This is a genomic window from Lysobacter sp. F60174L2, from assembly GCF_052547135.1.
On record NZ_JBQWRA010000005.1, the window covers coordinates 1 to 15,482 of the forward strand.

General features: G+C 69.3%; 14 protein-coding genes and 1 other RNA gene. All 15 read left to right on the plus strand.

The window, feature by feature from the left end; all coding sequences use genetic code 11:
• A partial coding sequence (locus ACT9AS_RS13125) for a hypothetical protein (protein ID WP_445100608.1) occupies window positions 1-181 on the plus strand: 181 nt, incomplete at its 5' end.
• Window positions 182-193: 12 nt separating this feature from the next.
• An RNA gene (rnpB, locus tag ACT9AS_RS13130) (RNase P RNA component class A) lies at window positions 194-561 on the plus strand.
• A 524-nt stretch (window positions 562-1,085) separates the two neighbouring features.
• Complete coding sequence (gene mraZ / locus ACT9AS_RS13135; protein WP_445100609.1) at window positions 1,086-1,532, plus strand: division/cell wall cluster transcriptional repressor MraZ; 447 nt, start codon at window positions 1,086-1,088, stop codon at window positions 1,530-1,532.
• Window positions 1,529-2,488, plus strand: a complete 960-nt coding sequence (gene rsmH, locus ACT9AS_RS13140; protein ID WP_445100610.1) for a 16S rRNA (cytosine(1402)-N(4))-methyltransferase RsmH — start codon at window positions 1,529-1,531, stop codon at window positions 2,486-2,488. The genes mraZ and rsmH overlap by 4 nt, the downstream gene beginning before the upstream one ends.
• Complete coding sequence (gene ftsL, locus ACT9AS_RS13145) at window positions 2,485-2,751, plus strand: cell division protein FtsL (protein WP_445100611.1); 267 nt, start codon at window positions 2,485-2,487, stop codon at window positions 2,749-2,751. The genes rsmH and ftsL overlap by 4 nt, the downstream gene beginning before the upstream one ends.
• Window positions 2,752-2,834: 83 nt before the next feature.
• Complete coding sequence (locus tag ACT9AS_RS13150; RefSeq protein ID WP_445100771.1) at window positions 2,835-4,694, plus strand: penicillin-binding transpeptidase domain-containing protein; 1,860 nt, start codon at window positions 2,835-2,837, stop codon at window positions 4,692-4,694.
• Window positions 4,691-6,163, plus strand: a complete 1,473-nt coding sequence (locus ACT9AS_RS13155) for a UDP-N-acetylmuramoyl-L-alanyl-D-glutamate--2,6-diaminopimelate ligase (RefSeq protein ID WP_445100612.1) — start codon at window positions 4,691-4,693, stop codon at window positions 6,161-6,163. The genes ACT9AS_RS13150 and ACT9AS_RS13155 overlap by 4 nt, the downstream gene beginning before the upstream one ends.
• The gene (locus tag ACT9AS_RS13160) at window positions 6,160-7,533 is read left to right on the plus strand and encodes a UDP-N-acetylmuramoyl-tripeptide--D-alanyl-D-alanine ligase (protein ID WP_445100613.1); all 1,374 of its coding nucleotides are present in this window, start codon (window positions 6,160-6,162) and stop codon (window positions 7,531-7,533) included. The genes ACT9AS_RS13155 and ACT9AS_RS13160 overlap by 4 nt, the downstream gene beginning before the upstream one ends.
• A complete protein-coding gene (mraY, locus tag ACT9AS_RS13165; protein WP_445100614.1) occupies window positions 7,523-8,605 on the plus strand; it encodes a phospho-N-acetylmuramoyl-pentapeptide-transferase in 1,083 nt (360 codons plus the stop codon). The genes ACT9AS_RS13160 and mraY overlap by 11 nt, the downstream gene beginning before the upstream one ends.
• Window positions 8,605-9,933, plus strand: a complete 1,329-nt coding sequence (ftsW, locus tag ACT9AS_RS13170) for a putative lipid II flippase FtsW (RefSeq protein ID WP_445100615.1) — start codon at window positions 8,605-8,607, stop codon at window positions 9,931-9,933. The genes mraY and ftsW overlap by 1 nt, the downstream gene beginning before the upstream one ends.
• Entirely contained in the window at window positions 9,930-11,063 is a 1,134-nt protein-coding gene (murG, locus tag ACT9AS_RS13175; RefSeq protein WP_445100616.1) for an undecaprenyldiphospho-muramoylpentapeptide beta-N-acetylglucosaminyltransferase, read from the plus strand. The genes ftsW and murG overlap by 4 nt, the downstream gene beginning before the upstream one ends.
• Window positions 11,060-12,514, plus strand: coding sequence for a UDP-N-acetylmuramate--L-alanine ligase (gene murC / locus ACT9AS_RS13180; protein WP_445100617.1), 1,455 nt, complete (start codon window positions 11,060-11,062; stop codon window positions 12,512-12,514). Before murG ends, murC begins: the two co-directional genes overlap by 4 nt.
• Complete coding sequence (locus ACT9AS_RS13185) at window positions 12,511-13,494, plus strand: D-alanine--D-alanine ligase (RefSeq protein WP_445100618.1); 984 nt, start codon at window positions 12,511-12,513, stop codon at window positions 13,492-13,494. Before murC ends, ACT9AS_RS13185 begins: the two co-directional genes overlap by 4 nt.
• Window positions 13,491-14,237 (plus strand): cell division protein FtsQ/DivIB, encoded by a 747-nt coding sequence (locus tag ACT9AS_RS13190; protein WP_445100619.1) that lies wholly within the window; start codon window positions 13,491-13,493, stop codon window positions 14,235-14,237. Before ACT9AS_RS13185 ends, ACT9AS_RS13190 begins: the two co-directional genes overlap by 4 nt.
• Window positions 14,234-15,469, plus strand: a complete 1,236-nt coding sequence (gene ftsA / locus ACT9AS_RS13195; protein ID WP_445100620.1) for a cell division protein FtsA — start codon at window positions 14,234-14,236, stop codon at window positions 15,467-15,469. Before ACT9AS_RS13190 ends, ftsA begins: the two co-directional genes overlap by 4 nt.
• The last annotated feature ends 13 nt before the right edge of the window (window positions 15,470-15,482 follow it).

The window sequence follows — 15,482 nt, forward strand, 5'->3', positions numbered from 1 at the left end:
CATGGATGGCCCGCGGCCCGCCTCAGGACAGGATGTCCTGATGAAGGGCTGGAGCAATTCCCCCGCCGGCCGCCTCCTGCGTGACAACAACCCGACGAAGCTCTCGCTCCAGGTTCCCGCCCTGAACCCAATCCCGGCCGAGCCCCAAAAATCCCACCTTTGCGCCCCCGCGACCCGCTAAACTGCACGCGGCGGAGTCGGCCAGGCAGTCGCGTCACCGGATCGGGTTCGCCCGTGACGGTGCCGAGGAAAGTCCGGGCTCCACAGGGCACGGTGCCAGGTAACGCCTGGGCGGCGCGAGCCGACGGAAAGTGCAACAGAGAGCAGACCGCCGAACGGCTCCTCCGGGAGTGCGTGGCAAGGGTGAAACGGTGCGGTAAGAGCGCACCGCGAGTCTGGCAACAGACCGGCACGGCAAACCCCACCGGGAGCAAGACCAAATAGGGACCTCATGGCGCGGCCCGCGTCGGGTCCGGGTAGGTTGCTCGAGCGTATCGGTGACGATGCGCCTAGAGGAATGACTGTCCACGACAGAACCCGGCTTATCGGCCGGCTCCGCCACTGTCCAGAGCCCGTATTCGCGGGTTCTGAACAGTGGCGGACGCCCTTCGCCCGCGCGAAATCCATGATGCCGCGCATCGCGGCGCCGACGCTTGCTCCCCGGATTCCCGGTCGCTGCGTGAGCGCTCTGATCCTGACGTGCTACCTGTCAAAACCCAGATATCGATTGGCCGGAGCGATCGACCGCTGGTTGCTGCATCGCAGCATGGCCCCGAGAGCCGGGCGGGGCGGGTTCCTGAACCGAATTTCACATCTGCCCCAAAGTCTGTTTGTCTCAAAATATGAGACGAAACAACGGTTAGTGGATAAGTCTTGAATAAGACTCTGAAGTTCGCTGCAACTTGTTGATCCCGTTAATGAAATTGCGTCTGGAAAGTTGTTGACAAGCCATTTTGGCCTGCCTAAGGTGGGCGCCAGAGGGAAAACCGGGTTTTTTGTGGTTTTCGGTGGCTGCATCCGGTTTTTTGCGCCGGATGTCCGACAGGCAAACCGTCCGCAGAGACGGGCCAACAACCAGGTGCGCAATGTTCCAGGGCGAGACCGCCATCACGATTGACGACAAGGGCCGGCTGGCGGTGCCCACCGCCCACCGCGACGTCGTCGCGCGCGAATGCGGCAACCGCCTGGTCATCACCTACAACCCCTTCGAATCCGGTTCCCTCTACATCTACCCCGAGGCGATCTGGGAGCGCGTGCGCGACCAGGTCAACAAGCTGCCCAAGGCCAAGAAGGTCAACCGCAACCTGCAGCTCAAGCTGGTCGGTGCGGCGACCTTCGTCGAGCTCGACGGCAACGGCCGCATCACCGTCCCGGCCAGCCACCGCGCCGCGGTCGGGATCGAGAAGAAGGCCGTGCTGCTGGGCATGGGCGACAAGTTCGAGTTGTGGAGCGAGCAGGCGCATCACGCACAGATCCGTCAGACGGTCTCCGATGACGACCTGAGCGACGAGCTGCTCGACCTGCAGCTATGACGGACGGTGGCATGGAGCGCTCGGCGACTTCCGGCCACCTTCCCGTGATGTACCGGCAGGTCCTGGAAGGCCTGCGGGTGCGTGGGGATGGAGCCTACCTCGATGGCACGTTCGGCCGCGGCGGCCACGCGCGCGGCGTGCTCGACCAACTCGGCCCCGGAGGCCGGCTGCTGCTGATGGACAAGGACCCCGACGCGATTGCCGTGGCCGAACGCGAGTTCGGCGCGGACCCGCGCGTGGCGATCTTCCGTGGTAGCTTCGCCGACCTCGCCGGTTGGAACGCGACCGCTGCCGGGCTCGACGGCGTGCTGTTCGACCTCGGCGTGTCGTCGCCGCAGCTGGATGTCGCCGAGCGCGGTTTCAGTTTCGGAAAGGACGGTCCGCTCGACATGCGGATGGATCCCGACCACGGGCCGAGCGCCGCCGAGTGGCTGGCGACCGCGGACGATCGCGAAATCGCCGACGTGCTGTGGACCTACGGCGAGGAGCGCCAGTCGCGGAAGATCGCGCGCGCCATCGTCGCCCGTCGCGAGGAGCAGCCGCTGGTCCGTACCGCGCAACTGGCCGAGCTGATCGCGTCGGTGATGCCGCGCGGCAAAGACAAGATCCATCCGGCCACGCGCAGCTTCCAGGCGATCCGGATCTTCATCAACCGCGAGCTGGCGGACCTTGAAGCCGGCCTCGACGCCGCGATAGCGAAACTCAAGCCCGGCGGGCGACTGGCGGTGATCAGCTTCCATTCGCTGGAAGACCGCATCGTCAAGCAGTTCATCAACCGCCACGCCAAGGCGCCCCCGGCCAACCGCCGGATGCCGGTAGAAGTCGAGTTCACGCCTGTCCTGCAGGCGATCGGCGGCGCACGGAAGGCCGACGATGACGAGACCGCCAGCAATCCGCGCGCGCGCAGCGCGGTGCTGCGGGTCGCCGAAAAGCTTCCGTTGAAGGAGGTCGCATGAGCGGCCGCCTGCTGCTGACGGTGCTGGTGCTGGCCAATGTCGTGACCGCGCTCGGCGTGGTGCATGCACGCCATCGCCACCGCGTGCTGTTCGTCGAAGTCAGCCGGCTGGAGAAGGCGCGCGACGAGCTCAACATCGCGTTCGGCCAGCTGCAGCTGGAGCAGGCCACCTGGGCCGAGAGCAACCGCATCGACCAGGTCGCGCGCGACCGCCTCGGGATGAAGTTCCCCGAAGGCGCCGAAATCGTGGTGATCCGTCCATGAGCTGGCGCAACGGCCAGCGCAAGCCGCGCGGTAATGACCGCGGTCGCGGCGACCCGCGCCCGTCGTGGCGCTCGCTGAAGGAGCTGTTCGCCAGCGACGACAGGCGCCCGCGCCGTGGCGTGCGCTACAACCCGCGCCACCGCCTGACGCTGGTCGGCGGCACGCTGGCGCTGTGCTCGGTGGCGCTGGTCGGCCGCGCGTTCGACGTGCAGGTGCTCAACAACGACTTCTACGTGCGCCAGGGCGATGCCCGCGCGCTGCGCGAGATTCCGATCCCGACCTCGCGCGGCATGATCACCGACCGCAACGGCGAACCGCTGGCGGTGTCGACGCCGGTCGAGTCGGTCTGGGCCAACCCGCAGGAGCTGCTCAAGCACGTCGACCGCATCCCCGAGCTGGCCAAGCTGCTCGGCGTCCCGGCCGACTACCTGACCCGCAAGCTCGGCCAGCGCGCGGACAAGGAGTTCATGTACCTCAAGCGCCGGATCAGCCCGGCCGAGGCGCAACGCGTGCTCGACCACGAGATCCCCGGCGTGTTCTCGCAGCGCGAGTTCCGCCGCTTCTACCCGCAGGGCGAGGCGTTGGCCCACGTGCTGGGTTTCACCAACATCGACGACCGCGGGCAGGAAGGGCTGGAGCTGGCGTTCGACGACTGGCTGCGCGGCACTCCCGGCTCCAAGCGCGTCATCCGCGACGGCCAGGGCCGGATCATCGAGAACGTCGACCTGCTCAAGCCCGCCCAACCGGGCCACGACCTGACCCTGACCATCGACCGCCGGATCCAGTACCTGGCCTTCCGCGAACTGCGCCGCGCACTGCTGGAACACGATGCGTCCAGCGGCTCGGCAGTGGTGCTCGACGTCGATACCGGCGAAGTGCTGGCGATGGCCAACCTGCCCAGCTACAACCCCAACGACCTCGAAGGCGGCCGCCAGGACGCGCGCCGCAACCGCGCGGTGACCGACGTGGTCGAGCCCGGCTCGACCATGAAGCCGATCACCATCGCCGCCGCGCTGGCGAGCGGCAAGGTCACGCCCGACACCATCGTCGACACCTCGCCGGGCTACATGCGCAACGGTCCCTACACCATCAACGACTTCCGCAACTACGGTGCGTTGACGGTCACCGGGGTGATCACCCACAGCTCCAACGTCGGCGCCGCCAAGCTCGCGCTGAAGTTGTCCGACGACTATTACTACAAGTTCGTCCGCCAGTTCGGCTACGGCAGCAAGCCCGGCAGCGGCTTCCCCGGCGAGTCGACCGGCGTACTCAAGTCACCGGACCAGTGGTACGGCACCGACAAGGCGACCATGGCCTACGGCTACGGCCTGTCGGTGACGCCGCTGCAGGTCGCGGTGGCATACGCCGCGCTGGCCAACGGCGGCAAGCTGATCGCGCCGACCTTCGTCAAGGGCCAGCGCAACGAGGCCGAGGACATCATCGAGCCGGAACTGGCGCACGAAGTGCTGGCGATGATGCAGACCGTGACCGAACGTGGCGGCACCGCCACCGGCGCGGCGATCCTTGGTTACCACGTTGCCGGCAAGACCGGCACCGCGCGCAAGTTCAGCCCGCAGGGCGGTTACTCGGACCAGTACGTCGCGCTGTTCGCCGGCGTGGTGCCGGTGGAGAATCCGCGGTTCTCGATGGTGGTCGTGGTCAACGAGCCCGACGCCAGCGCTGGCCACGGTTATGGCGGCGGCGCGGTGGCGGCGCCGGTGTTCAAGAACGTCATGGCCGGTGCGTTGCGGCTGATGGACGTGCCACCGGACGACATCGAGACCTGGCTGGCCGCGCAGGCGGACGCGCAGGCCAAGCGCATCCGCGCCAATGGCGGCAAGCCCGTCGCGGACGCGCCGGTGCTGCCGGTCGCGGTGGCGGATGCGACGGGTGCTGCGGACCCCGGCCTGCCCGATCCGGTCACCGTCGGGGGTGCCCGATGAATCGCAGCATGCTGCTGGCCGAACTGCTGCCGGATGTCGCGGATATCGCACCGGAGCTGGTCATCACCGGGCTGGTGCAGGACAGCCGTGCCATCAAAAGGGGTGATGCCTTCGTCGCGATTGGCGGCTTCGGCACCCACGGCCTGAAGTTCGTCGACCAGGCGCGTGCCGCCGGCGCTGCGGCGATCCTTTTCGAGCCACCGGCGTCGGCCGAAATCCCGGCGCCCGCCGATGCGATCGCGGTGCCCAACCTGCGCGCGCGGCTGGGCGAGCTGGCCGACCGCTTCCACGGCCGGGTCAGCGGGTCGATGACGGTGGTTGGCGTCACCGGTACCAACGGCAAGACATCGACCGTGCAACTGCTCGGCCAGGCCTGGCACCTGCGCGGCGTGCGCGCGGCGACCATCGGCACGCTCGGCGCCGGCCTGCATGGCGAGGTCGTGCCGACTGGCTTCACCACGCCGCTGGTGTTGCAACTGCATGACCTGATCGACGACCTGCACGATGCGGGCGCGGATGCACTGGCGATGGAAGTCAGCTCGCACGCGCTCGACCAGGGCCGCGTCGACGGCGTGCATTTCGATGTCGCGGTGTTCACCAACCTCACCCGCGACCACCTCGATTACCACGGCGACATGGCCGGCTACGGCACGGCCAAGGCGCGGCTGTTCCACTGGCGCGGACTGAAGGCGGCGGCGATCAACCTCGACGACGCCCACGGCCGCGCGATGAAGGACGCACTGCCGCCGGAACTGCCGGTGATCGGCCTGAGCTCGCATGGCAACACCGACGCCGTGCTGCGGGCCGAATCGCTGCAACTCGACAACGCCGGGATCGGCTTCGAACTGGTGGCCGGTGACGAGCGCCATCCGGTCGCATCGCCGCTGCTCGGTCGCTTCAACGTCGACAACCTGCTGGCGGTCGCCGGCGCGCTGCTCGCACTCGGTGACGAGCCGGCGCGCATCGCCGAAGTGCTGTCGCAACTGCAGCCGGTGCGCGGCCGCATGAACCGGCTTGGCGGCGACGGCCGGTTGCCGCTGGTGGTGATCGATTACGCCCACACTCCCGACGCGCTGGAGCAGGCGCTGGTGTCGCTGCGCGCGCATGCGGGCGCACGGCTGATCTGCGTGTTCGGCTGTGGTGGCGAGCGCGACCGTGGCAAGCGCCCGCAGATGGCCGCGATCGCGCAGACCCATGCCGACGTGGTGATCGTCACCGACGACAACCCGCGTCGTGAGGACGGTGACGGGATCGTTGCCGAAATCATGGCCGGCTTCATGGATGCCGAAGCGGTGACCGTGCAGCGCGACCGCGCCGCGGCAATCGCACGCGCGGTCGGCATCGCCACCGCCGACGACATCGTGCTGGTCGCGGGCAAGGGCCACGAACCCAACCAGGACATCGGCGGCGTGCTGCACCCGTTCGACGATACCGAGGTCGCGCGTGCGGCCCTGGAGGCACGGGCATGAAGCCGCTCACGCTCTCCGACATCGCACGCATGACCGGTGGCCGCCTGCACGGCGAGGACGTGATCGTCGACGCGATCGCCACCGACACCCGCGCATTGCCGGGTGCCGGCGCCGCGCTGTTCGTCGCGCTCAAGGGCGGGAATTTCGACGGCCACGACCACGTCGCCGCGGCGGCGCAGGGCGGGGTCGCCGCGGCGCTGGTGTCGCGCCAGGTCGATGCGCCAGTCCCGCAGGTCGTCGTCGCCGACACCGAGCGTGCGCTGGCCGACTTCGCCGCCGCGGTGCAGGGCGGCCGCGATACCCGCATCGCCGCGATCACCGGCAGCAACGGCAAGACCAGCGTCAAGACGCTGCTGCTGTCGATCCTGCGCCACGCCGGCAACGCCTACGCCAACCCCGGCAACCGCAACAACGAGATCGGCCTGCCACTGGCGGTGCTCGATGCGCCGGAGGACGCGCGGTTCGCGGTCTACGAGATGGGCGCGGGCAAGCCGGGCGACATCGCCTACCTGACCAAGGTGGTCCGCCCCGACGTGGCGCTGGTCAACAACGTCGCGCCGGCGCACCTGGAGCGCATGGGCAGCCTGCTCGGCGTCGCCGACACCAAGGCCGCGATCTACGACGCGCTGCCGGCCGATGGTGTCGCGGTGATCAATGCCGACGATGCATTCGCGCCGTACTTCGCCGAGCGCGCGCATGGCCGCCGGCTGGTCCGGTTCGGCCTGGAGGCCAGCAGCGACGTCACCGCACGCGACATCGTCGCCACCGCGGATGGATCGCGCTTCACCCTGGTCGCACCGCATGGCGAGGCCGCGGTCGAACTGGCGTTGCCGGGGCGGCACAACATCCGCAATGCGCTCGCCGCCGCGTCGCTGGCCATCGGCCTGGACGCTTCGATGGACGCCATCGCATGCGGCCTGAACGAGGCCGTCGCGGTCGCCGGTCGACTGGTCGCGCATACGTTGAAGAACGGCGTGGTGCTGGTCGACGACAGCTACAACGCCAACCCCGGCTCGCTCGCCGCGGCGATCGACACCCTCGCCGAGGCGCCGGGTGAAGGCTGGCTGGTGCTGGGCGACATGCGCGAACTCGGCGACGACGCCGAGGCGATGCATGCCGAAGCCGGGCGCCGTGCGAAGGCGGCCGGGATCGGGCGCCTGTTCGCGTTGGGTGGGCTCAGCGCCGCCGCGGCAGAGGCGTTTGGCGAGGGCGGGCAGGCCTTCGACAGCCACACCGCGCTGATCGAGGCACTGCGCGGGGAACTGGCCGCCGGCGTCCGGATTCTGGTCAAGGGCTCGCGCGGAAGTGCGATGGACAAGGTCGTGACGGCGCTGCTGTCCGACAACAAAGGGGGTACCGATGCTGCTTGAACTGGCCCGTTGGCTCGAACAACTGCAGAGCAGTTTCGCGCTGTTCGGCTACCTGACCTTCCGCGGCATCCTCAGCGCGCTGACCGCACTGGCGCTGTCGCTGTGGTGGGGCCCGGCGGTGATCCGCAAGCTGGCCCAGTACAAGGGCGGCCAGCCGATCCGCACCGACGGCCCGCAGACGCACTTTTCCAAGGCCGGCACGCCGACCATGGGCGGCGCGCTGATCCTGTTCACCGTACTGGCCTCGGTGCTGCTGTGGGGCGACCTGCGCAACAAGTACGTGTGGGTGGTGCTGGCGGTGATGGTCGCGTTCGGCGCGATTGGCTGGTGGGACGACTGGCTGAAGATCGTCAAGCGCGACCCCAACGGCATGAAGTCGCGCTGGAAATACCTGCTGCAGTCGCTGTTCGGCCTCGGTGCCGGCGTGTTCCTGTTCGCGACCGCCGACGTACCGGCCGCGACCACCTTCTACGTGCCGCTGTTCAAGGCGCTGGCGCTGCCGCTGGGCGCCGGCGTGATCGTGGTCGCCTACTTCTGGATCGTCGGCTTCTCCAACGCGGTCAACCTGACCGACGGCCTGGACGGGCTGGCGATCATGCCGACGGTGCTGGTCGCCTGTGCGCTCGGCGTGTTCGCGTATGCCTCGGGCAACGCGGTGTTCTCCGAATACCTGCAGATCCCGGCGGTGCCCGGCGCGGGCGAACTGGTGATCATCTGCGCGGCGATCGCCGGGGCCGGGCTCGGCTTCCTGTGGTTCAACACCTATCCGGCGATGGTGTTCATGGGCGATATCGGCGCGCTGGCGCTGGGCGCGGTACTCGGCACCATCGCAATTATTGTTCGCCAGGAACTGGTGCTGGTGATCATGGGCGGGCTGTTCGTGATCGAGACGCTGTCGGTGATGATCCAGGTGGCGTCGTTCAAGCTCACCGGCAAGCGCGTGTTCAAGATGGCGCCGATCCACCACCACTTCGAGCTCAAGGGCTGGCCGGAGCCGCGCGTGATCGTGCGCTTCTGGATCATCTCGGTGGTGCTGGTGCTGGTCGGCCTGGCGACGTTGAAGGTGCGCTGATGAACGACACCGCGCACCAGGCATCCAGCCAGGCCACCCGCCTCGACGCGATCAGCGGTCATTACGACCGCTGGCTGCTCGGGGTGGTGTGCGCGCTGGCCTGCCTGGGCGTGGTGATGGTCGGCTCCAGCTCGATCTCGATCGCGCTCGACTACGGCGTCGGCCCGTTCCATTACCTGGTCCGCCATGTCGCCTTCCTCGGCATCGGCGTGGGGCTGGCGGCCTGGCTGATGCGGACCGACCTGAAGACCGTCGAGTCGCACAACCACTGGTTGCTGCTCGGCTGCTTCGGGCTGCTGATCGCGGTGTTCATCCCCGGCCTCGGCGACGAGGTCAACGGCGCGCGGCGCTGGATCAACCTCGGGGTATCGAGCTTCCAGGCGGTCGAGGCGGTCAAGCTGCTCTACATCATCTGGCTGGCCAGTTACCTCAAGCGCTACAGCGAAGAGGTCACGGCGACGTGGTCGGCGATGCTCAAGCCGCTCGGCGTGGCGGTGCTGATGGTGCTGCTGCTGATCCTGCAGCCCGACTTCGGCTCGCTGTCGCTGATCCTGGCGATCACCGGCGGAATGCTGGTGCTGGGTGGGGTCAACATGCCGCGGATGTTCGGGCCGGTGCTGGTGCTGCTGCCCCTGCTGGCGGTGGTGGCGATCGCCGAGCCCTACCGCGTGCGGCGGCTGACCTCGTTCCTCGACCCGTGGGCCGATCCGTTCAACTCCGGCTACCAGTTGACCAACGCGTTGATGGCGGTCGGCCGTGGCGAGTGGTTCGGGGTCGGCCTCGGCGGTTCGGTGCAGAAGCTGTCGTACCTGCCGGAGGCGCACACCGACTTCATCCTCGCGGTGATCGCCGAGGAACTCGGTTTCGTCGGCGTGTGCGTGGTGATCGGCCTGTATGCGCTGCTGGTCGGGCGTGCGCTTTGGCTCGGCCTGAAGTGCGTCGAGATGCGCCGCCACTTCTCCGGTTACTGCGCGTTCGGCATCGCGCTGTGGATCGGGCTGCAGAGTTTCGTCTCGATCGGCGTCAACCTCGGCCTGCTGCCGACCAAGGGCCTGACCCTGCCGCTGATCTCGTCGGGCGGCTCCAGCGTGCTGATGACGTGCGCGGCGATGGGGCTGCTGCTGCGGGTGTCGTACGAACTCGACCGCGCGCAGCGCCAGGTCGCGCGCCTGCGGGGCGAGGCGGCGCAGCCGTCGGCCGGAACGCCGTCGACGGCCCAGCCGCTGCCGTCGCAACCCGCCTCGAGGCCGGCCGCGGTGAACAGCGTGGCACGCGGCACCAGCCGGTTGCGCCAGCGCGTCGAGCCGGTGATCGGGAGGCTCGGATGAGCGGCCCGGTTGCCAGCGCCGCGGTGCGTCCGGTGATGATCCTCGCCGGCGGTACCGGCGGCCACATTTTCCCGGGCCTCGCGGTCGCGCGTGAGTTGCTCGACCGCGGCGTGCCGGTGACCTGGCTCGGCGCCGAGGGCGGCATGGAAACCCGGCTGGTCCCGCAGCACGGCATCACGATCGACACGATCGCGGTGCGCGGCCTGCGCGGCAAGGGCGTGGCCACGCTGCTGGGCGCCCCGTTCAAGGTGCTCGGCGCGGTGCGCGCGGCCGCCGCGGTGCTTCGCAAGCGCCGGCCGGGCGTGGTGGTCAGCTTCGGTGGCTATGCCGCCGGGCCGGGCGGGCTTGCCGCGCGACTGGCCGGCATTCCGCTGGTCGTGCACGAGCAGAACCGCGCACCGGGCATGACCAACCGGGTGCTGGCGAAGTTCGCCGGTACCGTGTTGACGGGGTTCCCCGACACCTTCGCCAACGAGCAGGTCGTCGGCAACCCGGTACGCGCCGAGATCGCCGCAGTCGATGGACCGGAACACCGCTTCGCCGGCCGTCAGGGGCCGTTGCGCGTACTCGTGCTCGGTGGCAGCCAGGGCGCGCGTGCATTGAACGAATCGGTACCGGCCGCGCTCGCCGGCCTGCGCGGTCGGATCGACGGCTTCGAGGTCCGCCACCAGTGCGGCGAGAAGCAGGTCGACAGCGCCGCCCGCGCCTACGCCGATGCCGGGATCGAGGCCAGCATCGAACCGTTCATCGCCGACATGGCCGCCGTCTACGGCTGGGCCGACGTGGTGGTGTGCCGCGCCGGTGCGTTGACCCTCGCCGAGCTGTGCGCGGTTGGCGTCGGCAGCGTGCTGGTGCCGTTCCCGCAGGCGGTCGACGACCACCAGACCCGCAACGCCGAGTACCTGGTCGACCGCGGTGCCGCGCAGTTGTTGCCGCAGGGTGCCGATACACGCGAGCTTGCGCAGCGCCTGTCGGCGACGCTCGAAATCCTCGCCGAGCGCGTCGACCTGTTGCGGATGGCGCAGGCCGCGCGCGCGCTGGCGCGGCCGGATGCCGCCGCGCGCGTCGCCGGCATCGTTTCCCGGCTTGCGTCCCACCCCAAATCCCCAGACCAGGAGCAGGCTGCATGAGCAGTACCGTGCGCCGCCGGCTGCAACACAGCGGCGACCTCGCCAAGGCGTTTCCGCGCGTGCACTTCATCGGTGTCGGCGGCACCGGCATGAGCGGCATCGCCGAGGTGATGTGCACGCTCGGCTACCAGGTGTCCGGCTCGGACAAGGCCGACAACGCGGTCACGCGCCGCCTCGCGAAGCTCGGCATCGCCGTGCATCGCGAGCACAGCGCGGCCAACGTGCTCGGCACCGACTGCGTGGTGGTGTCGAGCGCGATCAAGGCCGACAACCCCGAGTTGATGGAAGCGCGCGCGCAGCGCATCCCGGTGGTGCCGCGCGCGGAGATGCTGGCCGAGCTGATGCGCTTCAAGCGCGGCATCGCGGTCGCCGGTACCCACGGCAAGACCACCACCACCTCGCTGACCGCCAGCGTGCTGGCCGAGGGCGGGATCGACCCGACCTTCGTGATCGGCGGGCAACTGCTCGCCGCCGGCGCCAACGCGCGGCTCGGCGGCGGTGACTGGCTGGTCGCCGAGGCCGACGAGAGCGACGGCAGCTTCCTGCGCCTCAACCCGCAGATCGCGATCGTCACCAACATCGACGCCGACCACCTGGAGAACTACGGCGGCGACTTCGCCCAGGTCCAGGCCGCGTTCCTCGAGTTCATGCATCGCCTGCCGTTCTACGGCCTGGCGGTGCTGTGCATCGACGACCCCGAGGTCGCCGCGCTGGCTGAGCGCACCCCGCGCCATGTGATGACCTACGGGTTCTCGGAAGACGCCGACGTGCGCGCCGAGGACGTCAGCCAGCAGGGCGCGCGCATGCACTTCACCCTGAGCCTGCCCGACGGCGCGCGCTGCCCGGTGACGCTGGCGCTGCCCGGTCGCCACAACGTGCAGAACGCGCTGGCCGCGGCCGCGGTGGCGTGGCAACTCGGCGTCGAGCCGGCTGCGATCGCGCGCGCGCTGGAAGGCTTCGCCGGGATCGGCCGCCGCTTCAACCTGCTGTCGCAGACCTCGCTGGCCCGGGGCGGCATGGTCACCGTGGTCGACGACTACGGCCACCACCCGAAGGAATTGGAAGCGGTGTTCGCCGCGGCTCGTGGCGGCTGGCCGGACAAGCGGCTGGTGGTGGCTTTCCAGCCGCATCGCTACAGCCGCACGCGCGACCTTTTCGACGACTTCGCCGCGGTGCTGTCGAGCGTCGACGCGCTGGTGCTGACCGAGGTCTACGCGGCCGGCGAGTCGCCCGTCGCCGGGGCCGATGCCAAGTCGCTGGCGCGGGCGATCCGCGCACGCGGCCGGATCGACCCTGTGGTGGTCGGCGGCGCGAGCGAACTGCCGACCGTGCTCGGCGACGTGCTCGAGAACGGCGACCTGCTGCTGATGATGGGCGCCGGCGACATCGGCCAGGTCGCGCAGCACGTGGCGATGCACGGGTTCACCGCAGTCGGGGAGGGCACGCCATGAGCCTGGCGATCGCATCGCCGCGCGTGACCGATCCGACCGCCTTCGGCCGCGTCGCGGTACTGATGGGCGGCACCAGTTCCGAACGCGAGGTCTCGCTCGATTCCGGCCGCAACGTGCTCGAAGCGCTGCAGTCGCGCGGCGTGGATGCGTTCGCGGTCGATGGCATCCCGGCGCTGGTCGACGCGGTGCGCGAGGGCGGGGTGGACCGCGTCTTCAACATCCTCCACGGCAACAAGGGCGGTGGCGAGGATGGCGTGCTGCAGGGCCTGCTCGACGCGCTGAAGGTTCCGTACACCGGCTCCGGCGTGCTCGGTTCGGCGCTGAGCATGGACAAGATCCGGACCAAGCAGGTGTGGCTGAGCGTCGGCCTGCCGACGCCGGGCTACCTGCGCCTGGGCAAGGGCGACGACGTGCATGACGCCGCCCGCAAGATCGGCTTGCCGCTGATCATCAAGCCGTCCTGCGAAGGGTCCAGCGTCGGCATTTCGCGCGTGCTCGACGAAGCCGGGCTCGACGACGCCGTCTCGCTCGCGGCCCGCTACCCCGGCGAACTGCTGATGGAGCAGATGGTGGTCGGCGACGAGCTGACCGTCGCCGTCATCGCTAACGGCGCCGGCCACGTCGCGCTGCCATCGATCCGGATCGTGCCGAAGGGCGAGTGGTACGACTACAACGCCAAGTACGTCGCCGAGGACACCCAGTACCTGTGCCCGGGCCTCGATGGCGCGGCCGAGGACGAGATTCGCCGCATCGCGCTGGCCGCGTTCGAGGCCGCCGGCTGCAGCGGCTGGGGCAGGGTCGATGTCATGCGCGACCGCAGCAGCGGCGAGTTCTTCCTGCTCGAGGTCAACACCGCGCCCGGCATGACCAGTCACTCGCTGGTACCCAAGGCCGCGCGCGAAGTCGGGATCGGTTTCGAGGACCTGTGCTGGCGCGTGCTCGAATCGAGTCTGGACATCGCAGGAGGTGCGCGCGCGTGAACGCGATGCTGCGCCTGCTGGGTTGGCTGCTCGCAGTGGCGCTGGTCGCGCTGCCGCTGGTGGCCGTGCTCAACGGCTGGGTCGGCAGCGACCACTGGCCGCTGGCGAAGCTGCGCGCGACCGGCCAGTTCCATCGCGTCGATGACGCGCTGCTGCGGCAGACACTGTTGCCGTATGCGCGGCAGGGTTTCTTCGCGGTCCGCCTGGACGATGCGCAGGCCGCGGTGGCGAAACTGCCGTGGGTCGAGCGCGCCGAGGTGCGCAAGCGCTGGCCCGACGTGCTCGAAGTGAACGTCGTCGAGCACGTGCCGTTCGCGCGCTGGGGCAAGGACCAGGTGTTGTCCGAGCACGGCCGGATCTTCCCCGCCGCCGGCATCGAGGTTCCGGCGGGTTTGCCGCTGCTGCACGGGCCGGAAGGTCGGATCGAGGACGTGGTCGCGCTCTACAACGAGTTGCAGGTGCTGTTCGCGCCGATCGGCGTGGACGTCGAGGCGGTCGTGCTCGACCCGCGCGGCAGCTGGACGCTGGGGCTGGGTAATGGCGCGCAAGTCGTGGTCGGCCGCAACGAGGCGCGCGCGCGGATCGGCCGGTTCGTGCGGCTGATGCCGCAGCTGCTCGCCCAGCAGGTCCAGCGGCTGGTCCGCGCCGACCTTCGTTACACCAATGGTTTTGCGCTGAGCTGGGCCCCGGTCGCCGATTCCGGCAGCCGGTCCACGCCAGCCGACAAGCAGGGAAAGTCATGAATCGCAAAGGCGACAAATCGCTGATCGTCGGCCTCGACATCGGCACCTCCAAGGTGGTGGCACTGGTCGGCGAGTTCTCGCCGGGCAACCCGATCGAGGTCATCGGCATCGGCAGCCATGAATCGCGCGGCCTGCGCCGCGGCGTGGTGGTCGACATCGAGTCGACCGTGCAGTCGATCCAGCGCGCGATCGAGGAGGCCGAACTGATGGCCGGCTGCGAGATCCGCTCGGTCTACGCGTCGATCTCCGGCAGCCATGTGCAGTGCCGCAACTCGCAGGGCATCGCGCCGATCCGCGACGGCGAAGTCAGCTTCGCCGACCTCGACCGCGTGCTCGACGCCGCCAAGGCCGTGGCGATCCCGGCCGACCAGAAGATCCTGCACGCGATCCCGCGCGACTACGTGCTCGACGACTCGCAGGAAGGCATCCGCAACCCGGTCGGCATGACCGGCGTGCGGCTGGAGGTACATGCCCACCTGGTGGTCTGCGCGCAGTCGGCCGCGGCCAACGTCAGCAAGTGCGTGCAGCGCTGCGGCCTGCAGGTCGACGACCTGATCCTCGGCGTGCTGGCCTCGGCCAACGCGGTGCTGACCTCGGACGAGCGCGAGCTCGGCGTGGTGCTGGTCGACATCGGCGCCGGCACCACCGACATCGCGGTCTTCGTGCAGGGCGCGATCGCGCATTCGGCCAGCCTCGGCATCGCCGGCGACAAGGTCACCGAGGACATTGCCCACATGCTGCGCACGCCCACGCCCGAGGCCGAGCAGATCAAGGTCCGCTACGCCTGCGCGCTGGCGCAGATGGCGACCGCCGAGGAATCGATCCAGGTGCCGTCGGTCGGCGACCGCCCGCCGCGCCGCATGCCGCGCCACTCGCTGGCGCAGGCGGTGCAGGCGCGCTACGAGGAAATCTTCGAAATGGTCCAGGCCGAGCTGCGGCGCAGCGGTTTCGAGCAGCACGTCCGCGCCGGCATGGTGCTGACCGGCGGCGCGGCAAAGATGGAAGGCGTGGTCGAACTGGCCGAGGAGATGCTGCAGATGCCGGTGCGCGTCGGCATCCCGCAGCACGTGACCGGCCTGGGCGAAGTGGTCGGCAACCCGGTGCATGCCACCGGCGTCGGCCTGCTGCTGATGGGCAGCCAGATCGAGAACCCGCGGCGGCCGGTGATCAGCACCGGCCGCGCGGGCAGTTTCTTCAACCAGCTCAAGAACTGGTACCGGGGCCAGTTCTGAGCAGGCGGCGAAG

Coding starts and splice junctions, on each gene's coding strand:
- mraZ (WP_445100609.1), top strand. CDS start 1,086: ATGTTCCAGGGCGAGACCGCCATCACGATTGACGACAAGGGCCGGCTG.
- rsmH (WP_445100610.1), top strand. CDS start 1,529: ATGACGGACGGTGGCATGGAGCGCTCGGCGACTTCCGGCCACCTTCCC.
- ftsL (WP_445100611.1), top strand. CDS start 2,485: ATGAGCGGCCGCCTGCTGCTGACGGTGCTGGTGCTGGCCAATGTCGTG.
- ACT9AS_RS13155 (WP_445100612.1), top strand. CDS start 4,691: ATGAATCGCAGCATGCTGCTGGCCGAACTGCTGCCGGATGTCGCGGAT.
- ACT9AS_RS13160 (WP_445100613.1), top strand. CDS start 6,160: ATGAAGCCGCTCACGCTCTCCGACATCGCACGCATGACCGGTGGCCGC.
- mraY (WP_445100614.1), top strand. CDS start 7,523: ATGCTGCTTGAACTGGCCCGTTGGCTCGAACAACTGCAGAGCAGTTTC.
- ftsW (WP_445100615.1), top strand. CDS start 8,605: ATGAACGACACCGCGCACCAGGCATCCAGCCAGGCCACCCGCCTCGAC.
- murG (WP_445100616.1), top strand. CDS start 9,930: ATGAGCGGCCCGGTTGCCAGCGCCGCGGTGCGTCCGGTGATGATCCTC.
- murC (WP_445100617.1), top strand. CDS start 11,060: ATGAGCAGTACCGTGCGCCGCCGGCTGCAACACAGCGGCGACCTCGCC.
- ACT9AS_RS13185 (WP_445100618.1), top strand. CDS start 12,511: ATGAGCCTGGCGATCGCATCGCCGCGCGTGACCGATCCGACCGCCTTC.
- ftsA (WP_445100620.1), top strand. CDS start 14,234: ATGAATCGCAAAGGCGACAAATCGCTGATCGTCGGCCTCGACATCGGC.